The following is a 23,681-nucleotide window of genomic DNA, read 5'->3' as shown; positions in this document are numbered from 1 at the left end:
CCATCGACCAATATGTCCGCTGGTACAATGAAAAACGAATCCACTCGGCGCTCGGTTACCGGACGCCGAACGAGGTCGAAGCGGCTTACCTCACCCTAAAAGCCGCCTAAATCTGTCTTGCTTTCGGGGGGACACTACGAATTTACCGAGGAGACAGCCTGTTCCAGCGCGGAATCCGGAGAGCCCCTGGCCTTGAAAGTATTTCCTTCGTTTTTCTGGGATCAGCCGGTATCGATCGGCCTGCGGGATCGTTGTGACGGCTACAGCGCGACGACCGTTCCTCTCGACATCACCACTGTCGAGTATTGAGTGCCGGCGGATAATGACAAGAGAAGTTCGGCAAAGAAGGAGTTAGAAGCCGAGATGCCGAAACAAGTTCGGCATGACGTGTTTATGGGCGACGGCATGACAGGTTAGTGGGCGTTTACCAATCGTCACCCTGAACTTGTTTCAGGGTCATTTATCCGAACCAAAGACATTCAGAAGCTATACGCCTGTTCAAAGATGAACGGAAAGACGAAGATCACTTCGCCGCCCTTGGGGGGTGGGAACCGTAGGCGCTGCACCTGCCGCATGATACAATCAGCGAATTGCTGATCGTCGCTGGTGTTCTGCAACACTTTCACGTCGGCGACGGAGCCGTCGGTCTTGATCGTAAACTGCACGAAGACGCGGCCCGACAGGTCGGGGATCTCGCGCAGGCGGCGCTCGAAACAGGTCTTGAAGGCACCGATATTCGCGCCGATGACCGTGGCGACGACCTTCTGATCCAGCCGGCCCGAACTGCCCTCGGCGCCCAGCGCCGCGTCCGGCACCTGCATGTAAACGGCCTTTTGATCGCGCGAGCCGATCTCCACCGAGGACAGCCCGTCGATCTTGAAGTCCAGATCGCCGACCTTGACCGTCTCGCCGGGCTTCACGCCGCCGCGCGTGCCTTTGTAAGGCGGCCGGGCGCTTTTCACATCAATGCCCAGTCTGTCGAGCGCCGCCAGCGTTTCCGGGTCGAGGTTTTTCATCCGATCGACGCCGCCGGAATCGACCTGGACGTTGGAGTTCTGCAACTGCGACGCCGTCTGCTTGGCCTCGTCGCCGCTGATGTTGAGCCCCTCGTCGAACACCATTTCGTCGCCGCCGCCCGTCACCAGGTCTTCCAAGTCGCCGGTCTGCCGCGCCTGATTCACCCAATCGCGCGTCAGCGGATCGACCTCGGCCGCGGCAGCCGGCGGTTGTCCGGCGCCCAGATCCTTGCCCGCGTCCTTGGCGAGCGAGGTCCACAGGTCGACCGTGGCGTTGACGTACAGGCCGAACAACGCGGCCAGATCGGCTTTCGCGGCGGCCGTCTCGGGCTTGGAGTCCTCCAGCCGCATCAGGACCGGCATGGCCTGATCGCCCAGACTTTCGAGCCACGGCCCGAAACGCTTGAGATGATGATAGCCGTCGAAGCGCGGAGCCGCCGGAACGCCGCCGAGGTGGCGGCGCAAGGCGTCCGGCGAAGAGACATCCAGGTAGCGCAGGGAAACGGCGGCCAGTTCCGCCGCGAGGTTTTTGCCGTCGATCGCGCCTCCCTGCCAAAGCTGGCGCACTTTCAAATAGTGCGCGTCCGGGTCTTTCGGTGCCTGGGCAAGCAGTTTTCGCCCCTCGGCCAGCGCCGCGCGCGCGCCGGCTTCGTCCAGCGGCAGCGCCTGGCGCACGGACGCCGGCAACCATTGGTCGGCGGCGACCAGCACCGCGATCTGAAACGGTTCCAGATCGGCGGCCGCCCGGGAAGTTCCGGCCCAGCCCCAAACCGACAGCAATAAAACCAACCCGATGACTCGGCAAATCCAAGCGCGCAAGATGTCCCTCCGTCGGTCGCCCGCGATCTATTTCCCGTCCAGCACTTCCTTGACCTTGTGGCCGATGCGCGACGCGTCTTCCACGACGTGCACGCCCTTTTCGGTCAAAACGGTCAATTTGGCGCGCGCCGTCCCCTTGCCGCCCGAAATGATGGCGCCCGCGTGACCCATCCGTTTTCCCGGCGGCGCCGACAAACCGGCGATGAACGCGATCACCGGCTTATGCATCTTCTCCTGAATATAAGCCGCCGCGCGCTCTTCCGCATCCCCGCCGATTTCGCCGATCATCAGCACGGCGTCAGTGTCCGGGTCGGCCTCGAACGCGGTCAGACAGTCGATGAAATCGGTGCCGATCACCGGGTCGCCGCCGATGCCGATGCACGTCGACTGGCCGATGCCCAGGCTCGTTAATTGATACACCACCTCGTAGGTTAAGGTTCCACTACGGCTGATGACGCCCACCCGGCCCGGCAGATGGATGTTGCCCGGCATGATACCGACCTTGGCCTGTCCCGGCGAAATGACGCCCGGGCAGTTGGGGCCGACCACCCGGATTTTCTGCCCGGCCACCTGGCGCAGTACGCGAATCATGTCGACGGTCGGGATGCCGTCGGTGATGACGACCGCCAGTTCGACGCCCGCGTCGGCAGCCTCGAGGATGGCGTCGAGCGCGAACGCCGGCGGCACGAAAATCAGGCTGGCGTTGGCGCCTTCGGATTTCACCGCGTCGTGCACCGTGTCGTACACGGGGATGCCTTCGACCTTCTGGCCGCCCTTGCCCGGCGTGACGCCGGCCACGACCCGCGTGCCGTAGGCGACGCACTGCCGCGTGTGAAAGCTGCCTTCCTTGCCGGTGATGCCTTGCACGACCACGCGCGTTTCGTGATTGACGAAGATACTCATGCGACACCTCCCGCCGCGGCGACCACTTTACGGGCCGCGTCCGCCAAACCGTCGGCGACGATGAACGAGTGACTCGATTCGAGCAGGAGCTTGCGCCCTTCCTCGGCGTTGGTGCCCTCGACGCGGATGACGATCGGGAGTTTGACCTCGATTTCATTCAGGGCCGACAGGATGCCGGCCGCGACCATGTCGACGCGGACGATGCCGCCGAAGATGTTGATCAACACCGCGCGGACGCGCGTGTCGGCGGTGAGCAGCTTGAAGGCGTTGATGACGTTCTGCTTGCCGGCGCCGCCCTTGATGTCCAGGAAATTGGCGGGAAAGCCGCCGGCGAGCTTGATTTGGTCCATCGTGGCCATCGCCAGACCCGCGCCGTTGACCAGGCAGCCGATGTTGCCGTCGAGCTTGACGTAATCGACGCCGTAGCGCCGCGCCTGAATCTCGAGCGGATCCTCCTCGTCGTAATCGCGCAGGCGGCGCAATTCGGGATGGCGGCCGAGCGCGTTGTCGTCGATCGACAGCTTGGCGTCCGCCGCCCAGAGCGCGCCCTCGTTGTCCACCACCAGCGGATTGATCTCGAGCAGCGAAGCGTCCTTTTCGACGAACAGCCGGTAGAGTTTGGCGACGAGGTCGCTGAAGGCGCGGATTTGCGGGCCGCTCAGCCCGAGCGCGTAAGCGATGCCGCGCGGCAAATGCCCCGGCAGGCCGCACAGCACGTCGACCTGGCGCAGGATGATCTTCTCCGGGGTCTGCGCCGCCACCTGTTCGATTTCCACCCCGCCCTCGCGGCTGGCCATCACCGCGACGGTTTTGCGGCTGCGGTCCACCAGGATCGCCAGGTAGAATTCGCGGGCGATCTCGACCGCCTTGCTGACGATCAGCTTTTTCACCTGTTTGCCGGCCGGGCCGGTCTGCGGCGTCACCAGAATCTTGCCGTAAATCTGGCCGGCCAGCTCGTGGACTTCATCGAGGTTGTGGGCCAGCTTCACTCCGCCGGCCTTGCCGCGGCCGCCGGCGTGAATTTGCGCCTTGACGACGAATTGATCGCCGCCGATTTCCTGCGCCGCTTCATAGGCTTCCCAGGGATTGGTCACCAGGCGAAAAGGCGGCACTGGCACTCCGTAGGCGAGCATCAGTTCCTTGGCTTGATATTCATGCAGATTCATGATGTTTCCTTCTCACGGTTGAATGAAAAGCAGCGGCTGGCTTCCGGCGGAAAGGCCGGCAGGCAATAGTATCCGTCGCGGCTGAGTTTCGGATCAATCGTCGGATCGAGCGACAGACTAGTTGGCTTCGATTTTCTCGCTGGCCTCGTCTTCCTCGTCGACCCGCTGGCGCAGTTCCTTGCCCACCTTGAAATACGGCAGACGCTTGGGTGGAACATTGATCTTTTCTTTTGTTTTCGGATTCCGGCCGACGTAGGCTTCGTATTCCTTGACCACGAAGCTGCCGAAGCCGCGAATCTCGATCCGTTCGCCGGACACGAGTTCCTTGGTCATTTCGTCGAAAATCAGATCGACGATCTCGGTCGCACGTTTTACCGTGATTCCAGCTCTCTTCGAAAGAACCTCCACCAAATCAGATTTGTTCATCCCCAGATCCCCCTGATCTCATTTTAGGAAATTCCCAATACATTACCGCATGTTGAAGAAGCTGTGTCAAGAAAAAATAAATCATTTCCAAGAAAAATCAATTCTCTCGTCCCCTCCTAATAAACAACTCAAAGATAATTATAATAAGATATACATTCTTATATCTGACCCTCTTCACCATCGCCCGGCCCTCCCTGCTCCCGCTCGGCGGCCTCCTAAATGCATGAAATCAGCTAAAAATCGACGCCACTCGCCAAGGCCGGCGACGAAGCCGCGATACCCCGCTAGTTTCCCGAGCGTTTTGTCTTGCGTTTTCGCCGGGTTCTATCGTCTGAAAGCCCCGGTCCGCAAGCCTTGAACGGTCCGGCAAATCAGACTTGACGAAAACCGTTCCCCGCCACAAACTTGCCGAAATTCACCCACCCTCACGAGGAGCCCGAGATGGCGCAGGAAGAAGCCCGTAAAGAGGCGACCGGTGATTTTGTCGGCATCGATCCCACCGGCAAAAATCCCGAGGAAATCGAGCTGGAGTGGTTTGAGAATCACTACAAGGGCGACGTGCCGCAACTGACCGTACGCGCCGTGATCATGGGCATGTTCCTCGGCGGCTTCATGAGCCTGTCGAATTTGTACATCGGCCTGAAAACCGGCTGGGGATTGGGCGTCGCCATCACCGCCTGTATCCTTTCGTATTCGCTCGGCGCGCTTTTGCAAAAACTCCGCGTACTGCGCGGCAATCTGTCGATCATGGAAAACAACTGCATGCAGGCCACCGCCAGTTCGGCCGGCTATTCGACCGGCGGCACGATGGTCAGCGCCATCGCCGCGCTGTTGATGATCGAAGGGCATCACCTGAATTTCTGGGTGCTTTTCTTCTGGACCATCTTTCTGGCGATGCTCGGCGTGGTGATGACCATCCCGATGAAGCGGCAGATGATCAACGTCGAACAACTGAAGTTCCCGTCAGGCGTCGCCGGCGCCGAAACGCTGCGCAGCCTGTACGCCGAGGGCGAAGCGGCGAAGAAAAAAGCGCGCTCGCTGTTTTACGCCATGTTCGCCGGCATGGGTGTCGCATTCGTGCGCGACAATGGTTTCTCGTGGTACCCCGAAGCGTTGCGCCTGCCTTCTTACTTCCAATTCATGAACGACAAGATCAAGATCCTCGGCCACACCCTGCACGAGTGGACGCTGGACTGGGAAAATAGCGCGATCATGATCGCCGCCGGCGCGCTGATCGGCATCCGCACCGCCTGGTCGATGATGCTGGGCGGCATCGTGAATTTCGGCCTGCTCGCGCCGTGGATGTACGCCAACGGCAGCATCGTGACCAACGCCAAGGGCCTGCTGGGCTACCGGCAGATCGTCGACTGGTCGTTGTGGATCGGCGCCTCGCTGATGGTCACCTCGGGCCTGCTGACCTTCGCCTTCAGTTGGCGCACCATCGGCCGCGCGTTTTCCGGTTTGAAAGACATTTTCGGCGGTCCGAAAGGGCCGGTGAATCCGCGCATCGAAGCGATGGACAAGGTGGAGATTCCCGGCACGTGGTTCGTCATCGGCATGTTGGTGGCGGGCCTGGGCTGCGTGTCCCTCGAAATCGTCGCGTTCTCCATCAACTGGTGGATGGGCATTCTCTCGGTCGTGCTGACGTTCTTCCTGGCGATCGTCGCCTGCCGCGCCACCGGCGAAACCGACATCACGCCGATCGGCGCGATGGGCAAGATCACCCAATTGATGTACGGCATCCTCGCCCCGGCCAGCGGCGTTCCCGGCGGTGCCGCGGCGGCGATGAAAATCAACCTGATGACGGCGGGCGTGACGGCGGGCGCGGCCGGTTCGTCGGCCGACTTGCTGACGGTGCTCAAAACCGGCTATCTGCTCGGCGCCAATCCGCGCAAGCAATTCATCGCGCAGTTCCTGGGCATCTTCGCCGGCGCGCTGGTGATCGTGCCGGCGTTCTACCTACTGGTGCCGACCGCCGACATCCTGGGCGGCGACAAATTCCCCGCGCCGGCCGCGCAGGTCTGGAAAGGCGTGGCGGAACTGCTCAGCCAGGGCCTGGCGGTGCTTTCGACCACCAAGCGCTGGGGCCTGGTGATCGGCGGCTTCATCGGCATCATCCTGGCGATCCTCGACAAGGTCGTGCCGGCCAAATACCGGAAATATTATCCGAGCGCGATGGGCCTCGGCCTGGCGTTCGTCATCCCCTTCTGGAACACCTTCTCGATGTTCGTCGGCGCGTTCATCGTCTGGATCCTCGAGAAGAAATCGCCGAAATGGGCCGAAGCCTACGTCATTCCCATCGCCAGCGGCGTAATCGCCGGCGAAAGCTTGATGGGCGTCGGCCTGAACCTGGCGACCATCAATCCGAACGAAATCCTGACCGCGATCAAGGGTGGCGCCGCGGCGACGCCGCAACCGGCGGCCATTTTGCCGACCCCGGATGTCACGGCGATTTTGCCGACGCCGACCCCCATGCCATAACTGAAACCGATCCGACCGGAGCCCTTTTCGCGGGAAAAGGGCTCTTTTTTTAATTAATTGAGTGGAATCCGGGCGCCCGAAATGGCGCATCGGCAAAGGAAGGTCTCGCCCCCAGCAGGACTTGAACCTGCGACCCCAGGGTTAGGAATCCTGTGCTCTATCCGCCTGAGCTATGGGGGCTGGCGTCCGTTCGCGGCGCGGCGGTAACGTGCCATGCTCCGAAAAAGGTGTCAAGCTTTGCGCTTTTCAGCTTGACTCCGGCGACGGGAAAATTCAGCATTCGATCATGACGAATCGCAACCGCATTCTGGTCGTCGGGTCGGTGCCCGGAGAAATGGAACGCCTGCAGGGCAGGAACTCCGAGTTGTTGTTCACCGAAGTCGCCGAACTGCCGGCCGATCGGCTGGAAGACGACGTCGCCTTCGTCCTGCTCGATTATCGCTATCTCGAGGAACTCGATCCGCTGCCGGTCTGGACCCGCCGGACGCCGCTGGTCGTCTTCAACGCGCCGGCCAACTGGAAGAACAGCAAACCGGGCCTCGCGCGCGACGCCTTGGCGGTGTTCGCCGGTCCGCTGTCGGCAATGGATATCGTGGAAATTCAGACCGCGATCCGCAAACAGCGCGCCCAACGCAACCCGGTGGACAATCTGGCCACCGCGTTGAGCCGCCTGGACAGCTTCAGCCGCCGCATCCTGACAGCCGATTCGCCCGGCGCTTTGAAGCACCGGTTGCCGCTGCTGCTGACGACCCTGCTGACATACGATGGCCTGGCGCTTTGGGATTACTCAGTTGACGAATTGACGTTGTTCGTCCCCGACAACTGGCTCGGCGAGCAGGTCGATCTCGTCACGGGGCAGGTTCGCGAAATCCTACCGCGGAAAGGTGGCCGGCACGAATTGCCGCCAACCACCTCCCGCCTGACCCTGAAATATTTGCGCCATACGCCGCCCGCCGGACCGATCCGCCACTTTCTCTCGGCCGCGGTTGGACCGAGCGAAGGCCGGTTGCTGATCTTTCAAACCGGCGCCCGCGGCTTTACCGCCACCGACCGCCGATTGCTCGATCTGGCGGCCACGCTGGTCGGCTACGCCTTGCGCAACGCCCAATTGTTCGGGAGCCTGGAAGGACAATCGTCCAAGATCATCCAAAAAAATCGCGAATTGATGAAGGCCAGCCGGCTCAAATCCAACTTCATCGCCAACACCAGTCACGAATTGAAAACGCCGCTCCACGCGATCCTCGGCCTGACCGAGTTGCTGCCGTCGGCGGATTCGCCCGCGGAATCGGCCTTCATGGTGGAGCGGATCGGCGTCAACGCCCGCCGCCTGCTGGAAATCGTCAACGACATCCTCGATTATTCGCGCCTCGACGGCGACGATTTACGCCTGTACATCGAAAACATCGACCTGAAGGAATTCGCGCAAGGCCTGGTCGACAGCGTGGTGGATCTGGCATCGGTCAAAGGCTTGAACATCACCTGGCGGATCGACAGTAAAAAAACGTCCTTCCGCTCCGATCCCGAAAAGCTCTTCCGCATCCTGATCAACATCCTCAACAATGCGGTCAAATTCACGCCGAGCGGCGAAGTGAACCTGCGCATCGATGACGAGGAAGACCGCATCCGCTTCCAGATCAGCGACACCGGCATCGGCATTCCCCAGGAAGAACAGGCCAGAATCTTCGAACAGTTCCACCGGGTCCAAGGTCCGTTGCAACAGGCGCCGGAAGGCACCGGCCTGGGCCTGGCCATCGCGCAAGGCCTGACCCGGTTGCTGGGCGGGGACATCTCCGTCCAAAGCGCCCTGGGACAAGGCAGCACTTTTACGGTTTCCTTGCCATTGACCCCACACATCGTCCGCACGCCCGACACCCTGGCGTTGCCTGGACTGGAAGGGAGCACGACTACATGACCGCCCCAATCCCCCGCATCATGCTCATCGAGGATCATCCGGATCACGCATTCTATATCAAGAAAGGGCTGGCCATCCGCCAATTCGAGGTGGAATGGTACGAGGACGGCGTGACCGCGCTGGCCGCCGCGCAGGCCAACCCGCCCGACGCCATTCTGCTCGACATCATGCTGCCGGGTTTGCACGGTCTGGATCTGCTGCGCGAATTGAAAACCGATTCCCGGACGCTGAATATCCCGGTCATCGTCGTCACGGCGTACGCCACGATGCAGGTCAACCGCGAAAAGGAAATGGCGTTATCCTACGGCGCGACGGATTTTTTCAAGAAGCCGTTCAACGTCGAGGATCTGGCTAAAAAATTGCGGGAAATCCTGGAGGCTTAACAACCGCCGGGGCTCACCCTTCCGGCAGGCTGGTGAAGAACAACGCCAGCAACACCCCAATGACGATGCCGATGAAACTCAATGCCATCTTGTTGGGTTTGCGTTGGAATTGGGCCATCACGCCGCTGATGACGCTTTCGATGTGATTGGCCAACACCGACGCGAAAATGACAATGATGATTTCCTTCACGCCCAATTCATGAAGCGGAATGACGAAACCGCCCGCCTGAAAAAGGCCGTACGACATCACAGTGCAGAACAGGACTGTCACCCCGCCGGCGATACTGCCTTCCACGCTGACCCCGCCGCGCGTCCCGACGCGAACCCGTTCGAGCGTGATGAGCTGAAACGTGCGCTTGCCGTAAACCTGGCCGAATTCCGTGCTGATCAAATCGCCGAGGAAGGTCGAGAGCGACGCCATGAACGCCAACTGACAAAGGAATTGCGATGTCGGATTGGTGGAAAACAACAGAATGACCGCAGCCAATCCGGAGAGGATCGACGGCACGAAAATGCCGCCGAAGGTTTTCGGGGTCAACTTCCGGTCGGTGATGGACCGCTTGCGGCGCGTGGCCTCGCGCATCGTGAAGCGAACCGCCAGATCCTGCGCCGTGAAAAATACCAGTAAAATCAGAAAACCGGGCCAGCCGAACGCCAGGTAGGTCGGCAGCCCCGCCATCCAACAGGCGATCAAGCCGCCACGCGTCAGAATTTTGGTTTGAAAAAAAAGCAGCCCGAGAAGGAGATTAATGGCTGCCGCGTGCAGCGGATCGCCAAACAGGTGCAATGAAAACGGCACGATTCAACCTCTTCGGGATCGCTTATTCGGCGGCGTCGCGGTTCTGCTGTTCCAATTCCTCCTTGGTCGGCTCAACCAGGTAGTGTCGGACTTCACTGCAGTAAAAACGCGCGTTGATCAAGTGGGTATCGAGCTTGCCGGCGCCATCGGTTTGGCGGGAAAAACTGATCTTGATTCCGGTGACCCAATGATTGTCCGGGCAAACATTGAGCATCGAATCGAAGCCTTCGCCAAAGATGTTCGGCCCTTTGCGTTCGTCGACCGGATTGTAACGGCGGCAATAACGCCGGCCGCCGTTGATCTGGGTGCCGTCGATGGTGCGGAACTCGGCGCCCGCCAGCAGGTAGCCGACCGGGCAATAATCGTTCACCGGAGTCCCCGAGAAATTTTCCCCCGAGGCGCCGACGAAAACCGGATCGGAAAACAGATTGGGATCGCTGCAAACCAGGGACAAACCGGCCAGTTGTTTCTTTCCCTGATCTTCCTTGATGTTGTAAATGATGGCGTGGGCCACCTTGCCCTTCGGGCACTGGTACGCCCGTTCGCAATAATTATTCGCCTCGTCCCGGCAAACCGGACCGCTGCGTTCGGTCATCAAGACCTCGTGCGTTTTGACGTACAATTTGCCGATCATTCCGGCGAGGGCCACCGAGGCGAAAAGAGCCAGCAGGGCGAACCCGGCGATCCAGACGCGAGGACGAATAAACCGCATGAGAGCATCCTTTTTACAAAGAATTTCTTATCGTTAATACGGCCATTTACCCTAGCAGAGACACCCGGGTGATGCAAGTGGATAAATCGGCGCCGCGAACGGAAAAAAGGTTTTGTTTTTCAATTGTTACCGTAAACCCTTGACACGCATGGATACACAGATTATGCACTGTATGGAACTCATTCATTTCTTTTCGGGAGGGTCTTTATCGTGAGACGCACGATTGTTGTCGGCGCGATCGGGCTGTTCATTCTTTTCCTGGCACTTGGAATGACGGGAAAATCCGCCATGGCGCAGGGAGGCACTTACATCGGCCTGGAGCAGGTAACGAATGACGATTTCATCGATCTCTACCCCGCGGTCTCACCCAATTCGCAGTTCATTGCCTATATGAGTTATCAAAAATCGCCGAACACCGGCAAAAATTTCGACATTTTCATCAAGGAAATCGCCACCGGGGCGACGCAGCGCCTGCACGATGACGCGGCCGACGACGCTTTTCCGGCCTGGAGCTGTGACGGCCAGGCGATCTTCTTCGACGCCTACCGGCGCGTGGATAAACGCGCCGTCTGGTTCCAGAAAGTCGGCGGCGGCACGGTCGCCAAGGTCACCAACATTCCGAAGGCGGCTTTCGAAGCCGATTGCCATCCCGACGGCCGACGGGTGGTCTTCACCGCGATCGAAAAAAGCGACGACATCGACGTGCCCGACAACGGACAGTTCTGGAAGGAGTGGCGGTCGGGCCAGCCGAACCTCTACATCATCAACGCCGACGGTTCCGAATTGAAAGACCTCAACATCCAGGGCATCAATCCGAAATGGAGCCCGGACGGCAGCCACATCGTGTTCGCGAGCAACGCCTCGGGCAACTTCGAAATCTATACGGTCCGGGCGGATGGCTCCGATCTGCTGCGCCTGACGACGCGCGAAGCCAACGACATCGAACCGGCCTGGTCGCCCGACGGCAGCACGATCGTCTTTGTTTCAAACGAAAACAAAAACTGGAACCTTTGGCTGATCAAAGCCGACGGCACCGGATTGTCGCCGCTCACCGACCACGAAGGGTTCGAGGGCGGCCCGCGTTGGGGCACGGACGGTTACATCTATTTTCATTCGGACCGCAACGGCAATTGGGATATCTGGCGCCTGAAACCGTCCGGCTACAAACCGGACCGCGACGGCGACGGCATTCCCAATCAGGTCGACCAATGCCCCGACGATCCCGAGGACATCGACGGTTACAAGGATGAGGACGGCTGCTCCGATCCCGACAACGACAACGACGGCGTGCTGGACGCGGTGGATCGCTGCCCCGGCGACATCGAGGACGCCGACGGCTTCAAGGACGAGGACGGTTGCCCCGATCCCGACAACGACAACGACGGCATCCTCGACAAGGACGACCGCTGCCCGAACGAGGCCGAGAACTTCAACTTCTACCAGGACGAAGACGGCTGTCCGGATGACGCGCCGATCGTCAAAGGCGCCTTGCTGCACGTGACTTTCGCGCCCGGCAACACGCGGCTGGCCGGCGAAAACAACGTCGCCGTGTTGATCGCGCTCGTCGAGGGCATCAAGCGCATGCCCAAAGCCAAGATCGTGCTCAAGGTCTACACCGACACCGTTTCGCAGAAAGCCAACCCCGCGCTGACCGACCGGCGCGCCAAGGCCCTGGTGGCGTTCATCGTCGACCACGGCATCAACCCGGACCAGATCGCCGGCCTGGGAATGGGCGACGCCGAACCGGTCGCCACCAGCCGTACGCCGAGCGACCGGGCGCAGAACAACCGCGTAGTGATCGAGGTGACGGGTAAATAACAAACCGGCGTCGAGCCGGCGGCCCTTCAACCGCCGGCCCGTCACCGCCGGCAATCAACAACCGCAGCCCGCTTCGTCCTCGTCGTCGTCCGCCTCGTCGCCGGGTGTGACTTCGTCGTCCGCGTCATCGTCGTCCGCGCCGTCGTCGTCCGTCTGGTCGTCGTCCGCGGTGTCGTCATCGTTGTCATCATCGTCATCGTCATCATCGTCGTTGCCGCTGTCGTCATCGTCGTCGTTATCGTCATCATTGTCATCGTCATCGTCATCATCCAGCGGCTCGGGCTCGCCCAGGCCGAGATCGACGTAAAGCTGCCCGTCGTCGGTGAAGGCAACCTTGTTCTGGCGGATGTCCCGCTCCCAGTTGATCTCACTGTTGAGTTTCGTGTGGTAGAACATCCGCCAATCGCCGTCGGGGCCGATGGTCAGCGAGTGATGGCCCGGACCCCAGAAATCGTAGTCGGCGTCCGACTTCAGAATCGGGTTGCATTCGTACTTGGCGAACGGCCCCAACGGGTTGTCCGCCGTGGCATAGCCGATTCCGTATTGGGGCGTATTCGCGCCGTTGCCCGAATACATGAGGTAGTAGACGCCCTCGTGCACGATCATGAACGGCCCCTCGTTGACGGTGCCTTCCCAACTCAGCGGATTGGCCATGAACAGAAAACGCCATGGGCCGCCGACCGTGACCGGGTCGGCCAGCGGAAACACGCGCAACGCGCCGAACGGGAAATAGCCGGTCGAATACAGGTACAGCGAACCGTCATCGTCGCGGAACATCTCGGCGTCGATCGCGTTGTTGATCGAGCCGCCGTAGCCGCCGCCGATCAGCGGATGATCGTAGACATCGACGAACGGCCCCAGCGGATCGTCCGCCACGGCGACGCCGAGCTTATTGTTGGCGGCGTAATACAGGTAGAACGTGCCGTCGTCTTCCCAGACGTCGGGCGCCCAGATGTTGTTGTCGTTCCAGGCGCCGGGCTCGGCCGGCCCCCAAACGACGCCGCCGTAGGCCCACGTTTCCAGGTCGGCGGAGGTCCAGCATTCGATCGTCGTGTTGCTGTTGGTCGGGTAGAGATACCACGTTCCGCCGGACTCGATCACGTCGGGGTCGGCCGGATAGCCCGAACCGGGAAGATCGATGTAGTCGCCGTATTGCGGCGTCTGGGCCGAGGCCGCGACGCTCCACGACAGCAGCAACCCGATCGTGAACAGCACCTTCCGCATCGCCGCACGATTCATGTCGCGACCTCCAGACGAAGGAAGACCCGCCGCTGTCACGGTTTGAAGGCTTCGATCAAGCCGGTCATTTTCTCGTCGGGTTGGATCAGGGCGCTGCGGGCGAAACCGGCGGCTTCCAGCGTGGCTTTGATTTCCGCATAGGAATAGGTGCCGCCGCCGAGCGTGCCGATCAGCATGTTCACGGCGAACAGGGTGCCGGCGGCCGGGCCGGTGTGATCCTCGTTCATCACGTGGTCGCGGATGAGCAGCCGCCCGCCCGGCACGAGCGCGCGCCAGGCCTTGCGGTACAGCTCGACGTTCTGCTCCGGGCTGTTCTGGTGGATGATGGCCGACAGCAACGCCAGGTCGTGCCCCGGCGGCAGTTCGTCGCGGTAAAAGTCGCCGGCCGCGAAGGTGACGCGGTCCGCCACGCTCGTGGCGGCCAGCCGTCGGCGGGCGATTTCGACGACCGGCGGCAGGTCGAACAGCGTCGCGGTCAGGCCGGGCGAGGCTTCGAGAAAGGCCTGCGTGTAGGAACCGGACGCGCCGCCGATGTCCAGCAGCCGGGTCGCCGATCCGGTTCCCGCCGCCGCGACGATGGTCCGGGCGAGCCGGGAGGCGATGACGTGCATGCCGCCGATGAAATTCGCCTGTTCCGCGCTCGTCTGATCGTACGAAGTCGTGGGCGCGGCTTTCCGGCCGTGCCGAACGGTGTCGGTGAGGTTCGCCCACCGGTGCCAACCCCGCGCGCCGTGCAGCATCATCGGCAATAGCGACCGCGGCGAGTCCTTCGTTAAAAACGCCGCCGCGTCCGGCGGGCAATGATATTTTCCCTGTTCCTTGACCAGAAATCCCATCGGCACCAGGGCGTCGAGCAAAACGGCGATGCCGCGCGGCGTGGCGTTTAACTCGGCGGCGAGTTCATCGGCGCTCGCCGGCCCCTGGGCCAGCCGGGTGAACACGTCCAGTTCCACGGCGGTGAGGAGCACTCGCGAACCCATGAAAGCCAGCGCTTGCGACATGATCGTGTCGGGAGTCAGCGGCATGGAAAACCTCTTCGACGACAAGGTTGAGACCGGCCAAAATCAAATCGTTTCGAGCGAACTGTGGGCCGATCGCGCCCCGCCGTCAACCGTTTGTTCCCACCGAGGCAATACCAGCGAGGGTTTCCCCGCCGTGATGACCGGAAGCGATTTGAATTTGTCTCGAATGAAATCTCGACTCGCGCGACCTTGGGTGTCCCCGGAAAAGTCGGCAATGTCCCGGTGGACCGATCGTTCCCGGCCGCCCTGGAGGGGAACTAGCGGGCTTTGACCGGACGCGGCATTTCCCGCCGCGTCGCGGCTCTGCAGCATCGGCTGAACTCAATCGAAAATACAGTGCCGCAGGGCGGATTGCTCCGCCCTGCGCTCAGTTTGTCTTCAATGCCTCTGTCCGCTATGACAGAGAAATTGCCCGTTTCAATGAGGGAAGTCTTCGCAAGTGATTTGGGTGACGGGTGAACCGTTCACGATGACGGTGCCGCCGTTGAATTGCGCCTGCGAACAATCGAATGGATTCTGGGCTTCGACGTCCAGCGTACCGTCGTTGACGACAATCCTGCCGTTCGAATCGAGCCCATCCGTGTCGCCATTGCCGACCTTGACGTAGGTATTCCCGCCGTTGATCTCGATCACGACGCTGTAGGCCGAGCTCTTGTTCGTTGCGTTAAGGCCGTCATCGGTCGCGTAGACGTCGACGTCCCCGTCGTTGATTTGGATCTTAGTCGCCTCGATCCCTTCGCGGCTCGACTTGACTTTAATGGTTCCGCCGTCAATCTGGACATAACTGGTTCCCCGGATGCCGTCATCCGCCGCGGTAATATTCAGCGTCCCCCCGGAGAGATAAATGAATCCGACCGAGTCGTCTTCATCGTACTCGCTGTGCAGCGCGTCTTTGTCGCTGTCGATGGTCATCTCGCCGCCGCAGATGCGGATGGAATTGTTGGCCTCGAGGCTGTCCCAGGCGGAGGTGACGACCAGAGTACCGCCCGTGATCTTCAAATCGTCCTTGGAGGTGACGCCGTTTCCTTTGGCCGAAATGATTTTCAGGCTTCCCTTGCCGTTCAATGTCAGATCTTCCTTGCCGAAGATCACCGCGTCCGGGTTCGTGGTCCCGTCCGGCACAAAGGTCCCGGAAACTTTCATATAATTGTTGCTGCCTGCCGTTGTCGTTACGAAGACTTTGCCCGCCGCCTTGATATACACCACCGGCGAGTCTTCGTTCGTCACGGTTAAGCCGTCCAGCACCAACTGCACTTTCGCCTCGTCGTCCGCATTCACGATAACGGTCGCGTTCGTTACGTTGCCGCTGATGACGTAAACGCCTTCTTCGGTGATGGACTTGTTTTGGCCGCTGCTCAGCGTGAGGTACTGGGCATCGGACAAATCCGGAACCTGTTCCAGATCCCGGTCCGAGAACATGTCATCGTCATTGTCGTCATTGTCGTCATTGTCGTCATCATCGTCGTCGTCATCGTCGTCGCCGTTGTCATCATCGTCGTCGTCATCGTCGTCGCCGGCGTTATCATCGTCGCTGCCGGCATCGTCGTCGCCGGCGTCATCATCGCCGCTGTCGCTGTCATCGTCGCTGCTGTCATCATCGTCACTGCCGCCACAGGAAAAAACGGCCAAGACGAGCAACAGCAAAAGAAGCCTGGAAAAATGCTTAGTCATGAATGGTCTCCTTGAATTGTTGCCTGGTAAAAGCAACAACAAAACAAATGCCTTCCTACCTTTGAGCAACAACCGCGCCAATCGGGCATTCAGCGGGAAAATAATGAAGGAAAGCATCGGGAACTGGGCGAACCCGGTTGAGGCAAAAGCGCTTTTTTGTCAGCAAATGAATGATTAACCCTCTGGGATATAAGGAGAATTATCATGTGACCCGAGGGAGACCATTCTGAAATAGGATCGGCCGGCCGACTGTGGTTTAAATGCAAGGAAATCGTTTGTCGATAGATCCAAATCCAAACCCAGTCATTCGCCGACCACTTTTTCGCCGCACAAAAAAGCGCTTGAAATCAAGCACTGCTCAATAGTTAGCACCTTCAACAAACACGCTTGCTGAATGCAACCTGATTGTTCAGCGGCCATTTGTTTTTCAACCGCCTTACATCGCACACCAACGAAAAGGGCCGCGCAGCCGCGGCCCCGGAGAATGTTTTCATTTTTTCAATGACGCGGTGATCGCGCCGCCCTGCGGATCATTTCGTCTTGAACCCCTCCGTCCTCTTCAACGGAGAAATTTACACGGTCCCCGGAGGAGTCGGCGGGCCTCCTTCGCAAGTGATCTCGGTGATGACCACGCCGTTCACGGTGACGGTGCCGCCGTTTATCTCCCCGATATTGTTGCAGTCGAACGCCGAGGTGGGGGCGATGACGGTTATCGTGCCGTCGTTGATGTAGATGTCGCCGTTCGAATCGAACGCATCCGTGTCGCCGGGTCCGACCCTGACGTAGCTCGTCCCGCCGTTGACCACGATCATGACGCTGTAGGCCGTGCTCTTCTCCGTCGCGTTGACGCCATCGTCGGATGCGTAAATGTTGATGTCTCCGCTGTTGATCTCGATGTAGGTCGCCTCCATCCCTTCGCGGCTCGTGGTGACATGAATGGTTCCGCCGTCAATTTGGAGATAACTGGTTCCCCGGATGCCGTCATCCGCCGCGGTGATATTCAGCGTCCCCCCGGAGATATAAATGAATCCGACCGTGTCGTCTTCATCGTACTCGCTGTGCAGCGCGTCTTTGTCGCTGTCGATGGTCATCTCGCCGCCGCAGATGCGGATGGAATCGTTGGCCTCGAGGCTGTCCAAGGCGGTGGTGAGGACCAGGGTGCCGCCCGTGATCTTCAGATCGTCCTTGGAGGTGACACCGTTTCCTTCCGCCGAAACGATCTCCAGGCTTCCCGTGCCGTTCAGCGTCAGGTCTTCCTTGCTGAAGATCTCCGCGTCGGGGGTCGTGGTCCCGTCCGGCACAAAGGTTCCGGTGACTTCCATGTAGTTGCTGCTGCCGGCCGCCGTGGTCACGAAGACCTTGTCCGCCGTTTTGACATACACCACCGGCGCGTCAACGTTCGTCACGTTCACCCCGTTCAGCACCAGTTGCACTTTCGCCTCGTCGTCCGCCTCCACAAAGATCGTCACGTCCGTTACGTTGCCGCTAATGACATAGACGCCTTCCGCGTTGATGGTCACGTCTTCGCCGCTGCTCAGCACGATGTACACGGCATCGGACAAATCCGGTATCTGTTCCAGATCCCGCTCTGTGAACATTTCGTCATCGTTGTCGTCATCGTCGTCGTCATCGTCGTTGTCATCGTCGTCATCATTATCGTCATCATCGTCATCGTCACCGGAGTCGTCATCATCGTCGCCGCTGTCGTCGTCGCCGCTGTCATCGTCGCTGCCGTCATCATCGTCGCCGGCATCGTCATCGTCGTCGCCGGCATCATCGTCGCCGTCGCCGGTATCGTCATCGCCGCTGCCGCTGTCATCGTCGCTGCTGTCATCATCGTCGCTGCCGCCGCAGGAAAAAACGGCCAAGACAAGCAACAGCAATAGAAGCCTGGAAAAATGTTGATTCATGAATGCTCTCCTTAGAATCGTTGCCTGGTGAAAGCAGCAACAAAACTTTTGACTCCTGACCTTTGAGCAACAACCACGCCAATCGGGCATTCAGCGGGAAAAAAGTGAAGAGAAGCATTGCGCACCGGGCGGGCCCGGCTGCGGAGAATCAGTTACTTTAATGGAAAATGAATGGATAACCATCTGTAACGCAAAGAGAAGTCCTTCGGTGGCCCGAGTAAAACCGCTCTGAAATGGAATCGGCCGGCCGTCATTGCCTGAAGAGCATGGGAATCGTTCTTAGCCAAACACAAATACAAATCGAATCATTCGCCAACCGCTTTTTCGCCACACAAAAAAGCGCTTGAAATCAAGCACTGCTCAATAGTAAGCAGCCCCGGCATGCTCTCTTGTGGATGTGATTCCGCGAAGGGAGGAAAACGAACCCCCGAATTGCCCCAACGTGTTCGATTTTTCCGATACCACCACCAAAAAATGCTTCCCTACTCCAAACCGTAGATTCGCGTTAACTCTTCAAGGATCGATTCCAGTCCTCTTTCACGCAGACCCAACGCCTTGAGGTCGATCTTTTCGTCACCCATCCGCCGAATGAACTCTCGCAGATCGCCCTTCACTCTTTCCGGCACCTCGCCAGAAAATTCAGGGTCCACGATCTGGTATAGTCGGAACACATCGTTCTTGTGCTTCTTGACGGCGGTGCTGTCGACGGACTGCCCATCGGCCTTGCGCGCCGTCAGATCGAGCCAAGCATGCGCTTTAAGCGGCAGCAAATGCTCCGGACCAAGATAGGACAGCCCGTCGGCGTCTCTTCGCCCGGCTTGGATAAAGCGGTAGTAGTCGTCGTCCATGAGAATGGCCGAAAGACTCGACACCTCTTCTTCCATCGGAATCGGCGTCAGATGTGCGGCGTCGGGAAGATCGAGCATGTCGGGCCGGCGTGAGAACAACTCCAGCAGGAAAGGGTGATCGTTGTTTGTCGGATTCTGGAACCGATAGAACTGGCGACCGCCCAGCGCCTTCTGTCGGAGTTGATATCCCCCGCTCGCACGAACGCCCAGAACGCCTGCACGAACGCCGCGTCGAGCGCCTCGATGCAAAGGACGATATCGAGATCCTTCGTGGCGCGGAACGCAACGCCGACCGCGTCCATCGCCAGATCGCAAGCCGTGCCGCCGATCAGCACGTACTTGTCGGCAAAGGATCGGAAGTGCCTTTTGAAAATCGCCATACCTTTTACCATTGAACGCCTCGCATCATTTGATCGAGTGCCGCCTCGACGCGCTCATCTGGATTATCCTTGAGAGACAGATACAGAGAAAAACGGTCTACGATTTGACTGACTGAAGAGCGATGTGGCGAATAATTCCAGACCTCAATCTCGGTCGCGTCCGCTTCGGCTATCGGCAATTCGCGGACCTGACGCTTTTGCTTTAAGGTCTTCCAACGCTCTCGGCTGACCGCGAAAATCGGCCGGTTCGGTTCGGCTAAATCTGAATAGCGTGCTAACGCGGACAAACCGGCGAATGGGCCGGGCGGCTCATTAGTCATGAGCGACACGTAAATGCGTTTCCTAATGGGACTACGGAGAAACGGCAGCGCTTTTTCCCACAGTTCCTTTAGATCGCCTGGAACCAGCAGACATCGTTGACGACCATCTACAACCATTGCGAGGAGACTTGCAGATTCGATTTCATCAAACACCCGCGTCATTGTCATAGGGGTATAGCTAAGTTCGGTCGCGGCTTGGGTGGGTGTGAGGCGTTGTACCGTGTGTCTCATGAGCAGAACGTGGACTATCAGCGCCTGCGTCGCGGGTGTTAAGGTAGGAGTAGGTAAACGCAATTTTCGGAAGTGCTCTCGCAGATCGATACCCAGCATCGGGAGATACATCTGGTTGCCGGGCACGATGAACGGGATCTTCTGTTCGATCAATCTTTTGCGATTGTAGGACGTGACGCGATCGCGCACGTAGATGATATCCGCGTTCCATTTCTCTAGGACCAGCGCCATGTGCTTGCGAACCGTGGCGGGGGAGAGTTCCGCCTTGGCGCGATCTTTCATGAGCAGACAAGGCTGGCCGTCGATTGTTGTTTGAAAGAAGAGATATTGATCTCTGAGGAAGGCGGGAAGGCGGCCGCTTTCACGCCATGGCGCGACGGCGATCTGGATGCCCAGCACCTCCTTCAAGTAGCGCTCCAGAGCCAAAAATTCGTTCGTCATGACCTCACCTAACTCAATTTATGCACACTAACCTAATAAATGTTATTGTGCATGTCAAGAGTTAGTTGCCAGGGAAAAGCACCCATCAGCGCAGCGGTAATGTTTGATTTGGACGCCTAGATCCACCGTTTGGTAGTCAGCCTCCCAGAAAAATGAACCTTGTATATAGTTGATTTTCAATAATTTTCATCTTTAGACCAAGCAGGCGGTCGACTCAATGATGAAAAGAAAGAGCGCAGTATTCGCGAAATGTCGACACATCCGCGATTTGGAGTGCCCCTTTAAAAACCCCAAGCGCGCCTTGACGCCGAAAAAACCGGACCGAGATCGGATCGAACGCGAAACGAAGAATTGGATATGGTGACCGCCGAATCTCCCCCCAGAATTCCAGCCCGCCTGCCTGTGCAAATCAGACTTTTAACTTGCGTTTTGCACACAACTGTTGCATCATTGATTTATGATCAATCGCGACATCACCACGGAATTGAGGCAATCGGCCGCGGAATATCCCGTGGTGACCATCTTGGGTCCGCGTCAATCGGGCAAGACCACCCTGGCTCGGATGACGTTTCCGAACAAGCCGTACTTTTCGCTCGAGGATCCGGATGTCCGCATGGCGGCCGACATCGATCCGCGTGGATTTCTTGGTCGGATGGAGGATGGAGGTATCCTGGACGAAGTGCAGCGGCTTCCGGCGCTGCTCTCCTACATCCAGGGCCTCGTCGACAAAACCGGAAAACGCAAGCGGTTCATCCTGACCGGCAGCCATCAACCGCAACTGCATGAGGCGATCAGCCAGTCGCTGGCGGGTCGGACGGCTTTACTGACCTTGTTGCCTTTCTCTCTTAATGAACTTCGCCGTTACGATCCGGCGCCGAACCCCTTCGATTTGATCCATCGCGGTTTTTTCCCCAGGCTTCACGAGGAAAAGCTGGAACCGCGCCGATTTTTCAATGGCTACCTTCAGACCTATGTTGAGCGAGATGTCCGCGCCCTGATCCAGTTGCGCGATCTCTCTCAATTCCAGAAATTCCTCACCCTGTTGGCCGGCCGGGTGGGACAAGTCGTCAACCTCGCCTCGCTCGGCAATGACGTGGGCGCTTCCAGCACCACAATCAGAAGCTGGCTCTCCGTATTGCAGGCTTCTTATGTGGTCTTCGAACTGCCGCCGTTTTTCGAGAACGTTCGGAAGCGAGTGATCAAGTCGCCCAAGATATTCTTTACCGATGTGGGGCTCGCCGCATTTCTGCTCGGCATCCACTCGGCGGAACAGGCGTTCCGTGACCCTTTGCGCGGGAACCTGTACGAGAATCTCGTTATTGCGGACATTTTCAAAAGTGCGCTGAACAAGGGCATCCGACCGGAAATATATTTCTTCCGGGATTCTCACGGCAACGAGGTCGACCTGCTCATCCGGGAAAAAGGCGTTCTCACTCCGGTGGAGATCAAGTCGGCGGCCACGTTCTCCAAGGATTTCGTCAAGGGGCTCGAATGGTTCCGGGCATTGGGGATCAAGCGCACGACAGCAGGCGCGGTCTTATATAGTGGTGAACAGTCGTTCGACGTTCGGGGCGTACAAGTGTTCAATCCGCTTCAGGTAAAGGATATCTGGAAGACGTTGACCGAACATTCCCCAAAAGGCATGCAGTGATATGCCGGATTTACCAAGCAGGCGCGGATCGTGAGCCTGCTGATCGAGCGTGTGGTGATCGGCGAGACCGACATCCAGGTGCGCTTCCGGCCCGAGGGCATGGCGCTCCCGCCCCGCGAAGCGTTTCCTGCACGCCTCCGCACAGCGGAGAGCGGTGCGAATGGGTGTCCGTTGACGCACGCGAATCAAACAATCTGGCTTCGCTCCGTCACGCTCTCTGAAAGGCGTGATTCCGCGAAGCCAAACGAACAGGCGGGGGCCTATTGACCTACGCGGTTATGGGTGTCCCCGGAATTCCAAAGCATTCCGCCAGCAGAAAGAAATGAATGCTCATTAATCTAAAAAACCAACACCATCCCTGTCACTAAGTTGGTTATAATGGAGAACCTGTCCTGTATCATTGACTACTTGGTAGTCTAAATATTCTGATGGCAGTTTGAAAATGTTACCAAGATCCCTAAAGACTATCGATGGATCTGGACCATCCGGATTTTCAGTGAGTTCAGTTATTCGCGGCCAATCAAGCTGGCTTTCTCGGCAATACTCAGAAACTAGTTGAATGCTATCGGAACTCATTCGGATGATCCAATGGCCATTCGCTGAATCATAGCTTCGAATAAAAGTGATTTTAGACATAATAACATCTCCTTCTATTCTACTTGAACTACTGAATCATCTTTCATTATCCATGGCAAGCTTTTTTTATTACAACATCTAGCGGAATTTCTTTCACAACATCCCCTCACCCCAAATAGCGAAGCCGCTGTACTTCTTGCTCACCGCCGAATCGTCAAAGGCAAAGCCCTCTTCCACATCGGTGAACTCGAAGCCGGTGATCCAACTCGATCCAATCTGGGACGAGCTTTATCCGGCCGAGCAAACGCGCATCGTGCAGCTGCTGGTCGAGCTTGTGGTCGTCAATCCGAACGGTATCACCGTGCGGTTCCGCTCAGATGGCCTGAACACCTTCGCGGCGAAACTGGAGACCGATGAGGAGACCGCAAATGAATGAGAAACCGACGATCACCCGCGACGGTGACTGCATCGTCGTCCACATCCTGATGACGTTCAAACGGAGCGGCGGTCGTAAGGAAATCATCGTGCCGCAGGGCCTGGATGGAAAAACGTCGTCGAAGCAGGCAGCCCAGAACGCGATCCTCGTCGCCATCGCCCGGGCTTTCCGCTGGAAGGAACTCATCGAGTCCGGGCGCGTGAAGAACCTGGCCGAGATCGCCCGAGCGAACAAGGTGGACTGTTCCTACGTTAGCCGGACTCTCGACCTTACGCTGCTCGCGCCTGATATCATCGATGCCATTCTCGATGGCCGGGAACCGTCGGGTTTGTCACTGGCCCGACTCACCAAGAAGCAGATTCCGCTTTTGTGGGAAGAACAACCGTAGTGTCCCCCCGAAAGCAAGACAGATTTAGGCGGCTTTTAGGGTGAGGTAAGCCGCTTCGACCTCGTTCGGCGTCCGGTAACCGAGCGCCGAGTGGATTCGTTTTTCATTGTACCAGCGGACATATTGGTCGATG

Annotated in this window: 22 protein-coding genes, 1 tRNA gene and 1 pseudogene; 9 read left to right on the top strand and 15 right to left on the bottom strand. The window is 58.7% G+C overall.

The window, feature by feature from the left end:
- Positions 1–110, top strand: a 110-nt coding sequence (locus GX444_12035; protein ID NLH49313.1) for a transposase, incomplete at its 5' end; no start/stop codon positions are given.
- Between the two features lie 369 nt (positions 111–479).
- On the opposite strand, the gene GX444_12030 is transcribed toward GX444_12035, so the two are convergent.
- The 4 genes from GX444_12030 to GX444_12015 form a co-directional block, all read right to left on the bottom strand.
- Complete coding sequence (locus GX444_12030; GenBank protein NLH49312.1) at positions 480–1,835, bottom strand: TonB family protein; 1,356 nt, start codon at positions 1,833–1,835, stop codon at positions 480–482.
- A 27-nt stretch (positions 1,836–1,862) separates the two neighbouring features.
- Positions 1,863–2,738, bottom strand: coding sequence for a succinate--CoA ligase subunit alpha (gene sucD / locus GX444_12025; protein NLH49311.1), 876 nt, complete (start codon positions 2,736–2,738; stop codon positions 1,863–1,865).
- Complete coding sequence (sucC, locus tag GX444_12020; protein NLH49310.1) at positions 2,735–3,904, bottom strand: ADP-forming succinate--CoA ligase subunit beta; 1,170 nt, start codon at positions 3,902–3,904, stop codon at positions 2,735–2,737. The genes sucD and sucC overlap by 4 nt, the downstream gene beginning before the upstream one ends.
- Before the next feature lie 117 nt (positions 3,905–4,021).
- Entirely contained in the window at positions 4,022–4,330 is a 309-nt protein-coding gene (locus GX444_12015) for an integration host factor subunit beta (GenBank protein ID NLH49309.1), read from the bottom strand.
- A gap of 441 nt (positions 4,331–4,771) precedes the next feature.
- Here GX444_12015 and GX444_12010 point away from each other — a divergent pair, with 441 nt between their 5' ends.
- The gene (locus GX444_12010) at positions 4,772–6,811 is read left to right on the top strand and encodes an OPT family oligopeptide transporter (GenBank protein NLH49308.1); all 2,040 of its coding nucleotides are present in this window, start codon (positions 4,772–4,774) and stop codon (positions 6,809–6,811) included.
- Between the two features lie 106 nt (positions 6,812–6,917).
- Here GX444_12010 and GX444_12005 read toward each other — a convergent pair.
- Positions 6,918–6,991: transfer RNA gene (locus GX444_12005), tRNA-Arg, on the bottom strand.
- 106 nt (positions 6,992–7,097) lie between these two features.
- Here GX444_12005 and GX444_12000 point away from each other — a divergent pair.
- Both GX444_12000 and GX444_11995 read left to right on the top strand, forming a co-directional pair.
- A complete protein-coding gene (locus GX444_12000; protein NLH49307.1) occupies positions 7,098–8,723 on the top strand; it encodes a HAMP domain-containing histidine kinase in 1,626 nt (541 codons plus the stop codon).
- Positions 8,720–9,106: a response regulator gene (locus GX444_11995; GenBank protein NLH49306.1), complete on the top strand. Its 387-nt coding sequence runs from the start codon at positions 8,720–8,722 to the stop codon at positions 9,104–9,106. Before GX444_12000 ends, GX444_11995 begins: the two co-directional genes overlap by 4 nt.
- A gap of 13 nt (positions 9,107–9,119) precedes the next feature.
- Here the strand turns inward: GX444_11995 and GX444_11990 are convergent, their stop codons facing one another.
- Positions 9,120–9,905 (bottom strand): DUF92 domain-containing protein, encoded by a 786-nt coding sequence (locus GX444_11990; protein NLH49305.1) that lies wholly within the window; start codon positions 9,903–9,905, stop codon positions 9,120–9,122.
- Between the two features lie 22 nt (positions 9,906–9,927).
- Positions 9,928–10,617, bottom strand: coding sequence for a hypothetical protein (locus GX444_11985; GenBank protein ID NLH49304.1), 690 nt, complete (start codon positions 10,615–10,617; stop codon positions 9,928–9,930).
- A gap of 210 nt (positions 10,618–10,827) precedes the next feature.
- Here GX444_11985 and GX444_11980 point away from each other — a divergent pair, with 210 nt between their 5' ends.
- On the top strand, positions 10,828–12,435 hold the full coding sequence (locus tag GX444_11980; GenBank protein NLH49303.1) for an OmpA family protein: 1,608 nt from the start codon (positions 10,828–10,830) through the stop codon (positions 12,433–12,435).
- Positions 12,436–12,489: 54 nt separating this feature from the next.
- On the opposite strand, the gene GX444_11975 is transcribed toward GX444_11980, so the two are convergent.
- From GX444_11975 to GX444_11950, 6 genes and pseudogenes are all read right to left on the bottom strand, one after another.
- Entirely contained in the window at positions 12,490–13,674 is a 1,185-nt protein-coding gene (locus GX444_11975) for a family 43 glycosylhydrolase (GenBank protein ID NLH49302.1), read from the bottom strand.
- Between the two features lie 35 nt (positions 13,675–13,709).
- Positions 13,710–14,699, bottom strand: a complete 990-nt coding sequence (locus GX444_11970) for a methyltransferase domain-containing protein (GenBank protein NLH49301.1) — start codon at positions 14,697–14,699, stop codon at positions 13,710–13,712.
- Positions 14,700–15,113: 414 nt separating this feature from the next.
- Positions 15,114–16,367: a carbohydrate-binding domain-containing protein gene (locus tag GX444_11965; GenBank protein ID NLH49300.1), complete on the bottom strand. Its 1,254-nt coding sequence runs from the start codon at positions 16,365–16,367 to the stop codon at positions 15,114–15,116.
- Between the two features lie 572 nt (positions 16,368–16,939).
- Positions 16,940–18,277, bottom strand: coding sequence for a carbohydrate-binding domain-containing protein (locus GX444_11960; protein NLH49299.1), 1,338 nt, complete (start codon positions 18,275–18,277; stop codon positions 16,940–16,942).
- A 482-nt stretch (positions 18,278–18,759) separates the two neighbouring features.
- Positions 18,760–19,517: pseudogene (locus tag GX444_11955) on the bottom strand (hypothetical protein).
- Positions 19,511–20,497, bottom strand: a complete 987-nt coding sequence (locus GX444_11950; GenBank protein NLH49298.1) for a hypothetical protein — start codon at positions 20,495–20,497, stop codon at positions 19,511–19,513. Before GX444_11950 ends, GX444_11955 begins: the two are co-directional and overlap by 7 nt.
- 457 nt (positions 20,498–20,954) lie before the next feature.
- Between GX444_11950 and GX444_11945 the strand changes: the two genes are divergently transcribed.
- Both GX444_11945 and GX444_11940 read left to right on the top strand, forming a co-directional pair.
- Positions 20,955–22,148, top strand: coding sequence for an ATP-binding protein (locus GX444_11945; GenBank protein ID NLH49297.1), 1,194 nt, complete (start codon positions 20,955–20,957; stop codon positions 22,146–22,148).
- Between the two features lie 30 nt (positions 22,149–22,178).
- A complete protein-coding gene (locus tag GX444_11940) occupies positions 22,179–22,415 on the top strand; it encodes a hypothetical protein (GenBank protein ID NLH49296.1) in 237 nt (78 codons plus the stop codon).
- A gap of 66 nt (positions 22,416–22,481) precedes the next feature.
- Here GX444_11940 and GX444_11935 read toward each other — a convergent pair whose 3' ends face one another.
- Positions 22,482–22,784 (bottom strand): hypothetical protein, encoded by a 303-nt coding sequence (locus tag GX444_11935; GenBank protein ID NLH49295.1) that lies wholly within the window; start codon positions 22,782–22,784, stop codon positions 22,482–22,484.
- Positions 22,785–22,920: 136 nt separating this feature from the next.
- On the opposite strand from GX444_11935, the gene GX444_11930 reads away from it, so the two are divergent.
- Positions 22,921–23,160 carry a hypothetical protein gene (locus tag GX444_11930; protein ID NLH49294.1) on the top strand — a complete coding sequence of 80 codons (240 nt, stop codon included), beginning with the start codon at positions 22,921–22,923 and terminating at the stop codon, positions 23,158–23,160.
- Positions 23,153–23,548, top strand: coding sequence for a hypothetical protein (locus GX444_11925; GenBank protein ID NLH49293.1), 396 nt, complete (start codon positions 23,153–23,155; stop codon positions 23,546–23,548). Before GX444_11930 ends, GX444_11925 begins: the two co-directional genes overlap by 8 nt.
- A gap of 24 nt (positions 23,549–23,572) precedes the next feature.
- Here GX444_11925 and GX444_11920 read toward each other — a convergent pair.
- Positions 23,573–23,681: transposase (locus GX444_11920; protein ID NLH49292.1), on the bottom strand; the 109-nt coding region annotated here is incomplete at its 5' end.

The organism is Myxococcales bacterium (assembly GCA_012517325.1).
In the GTDB taxonomy this organism is placed as follows: domain Bacteria; phylum Lernaellota; class Lernaellaia; order Lernaellales; family Lernaellaceae; genus JAAYVF01.
Note: the sequence above shows the minus strand (reverse complement) of the source record. Positions and strands in the feature narration are given on the sequence as shown.

Bases quoted from the DNA above. Each gene is read 5' to 3' on its own strand.
- sucD (NLH49311.1), bottom strand. From the start codon at position 2,738: ATGAGTATCTTCGTCAATCACGAAACGCGCGTGGTCGTGCAAGGCATC.
- sucC (NLH49310.1), bottom strand. From the start codon at position 3,904: ATGAATCTGCATGAATATCAAGCCAAGGAACTGATGCTCGCCTACGGA.
- GX444_12015 (NLH49309.1), bottom strand. From the start codon at position 4,330: ATGAACAAATCTGATTTGGTGGAGGTTCTTTCGAAGAGAGCTGGAATC.
- GX444_12010 (NLH49308.1), top strand. From the start codon at position 4,772: ATGGCGCAGGAAGAAGCCCGTAAAGAGGCGACCGGTGATTTTGTCGGC.
- GX444_12000 (NLH49307.1), top strand. From the start codon at position 7,098: ATGACGAATCGCAACCGCATTCTGGTCGTCGGGTCGGTGCCCGGAGAA.
- GX444_11995 (NLH49306.1), top strand. From the start codon at position 8,720: ATGACCGCCCCAATCCCCCGCATCATGCTCATCGAGGATCATCCGGAT.
- GX444_11985 (NLH49304.1), bottom strand. From the start codon at position 10,617: ATGCGGTTTATTCGTCCTCGCGTCTGGATCGCCGGGTTCGCCCTGCTG.
- GX444_11975 (NLH49302.1), bottom strand. From the start codon at position 13,674: ATGAATCGTGCGGCGATGCGGAAGGTGCTGTTCACGATCGGGTTGCTG.
- GX444_11970 (NLH49301.1), bottom strand. From the start codon at position 14,699: ATGCCGCTGACTCCCGACACGATCATGTCGCAAGCGCTGGCTTTCATG.
- GX444_11965 (NLH49300.1), bottom strand. From the start codon at position 16,367: ATGACTAAGCATTTTTCCAGGCTTCTTTTGCTGTTGCTCGTCTTGGCC.
- GX444_11960 (NLH49299.1), bottom strand. From the start codon at position 18,277: ATGAATCAACATTTTTCCAGGCTTCTATTGCTGTTGCTTGTCTTGGCC.
- GX444_11950 (NLH49298.1), bottom strand. From the start codon at position 20,497: ATGACGAACGAATTTTTGGCTCTGGAGCGCTACTTGAAGGAGGTGCTG.
- GX444_11945 (NLH49297.1), top strand. From the start codon at position 20,955: ATGATCAATCGCGACATCACCACGGAATTGAGGCAATCGGCCGCGGAA.
- GX444_11935 (NLH49295.1), bottom strand. From the start codon at position 22,784: ATGTCTAAAATCACTTTTATTCGAAGCTATGATTCAGCGAATGGCCAT.
- GX444_11925 (NLH49293.1), top strand. From the start codon at position 23,153: ATGAATGAGAAACCGACGATCACCCGCGACGGTGACTGCATCGTCGTC.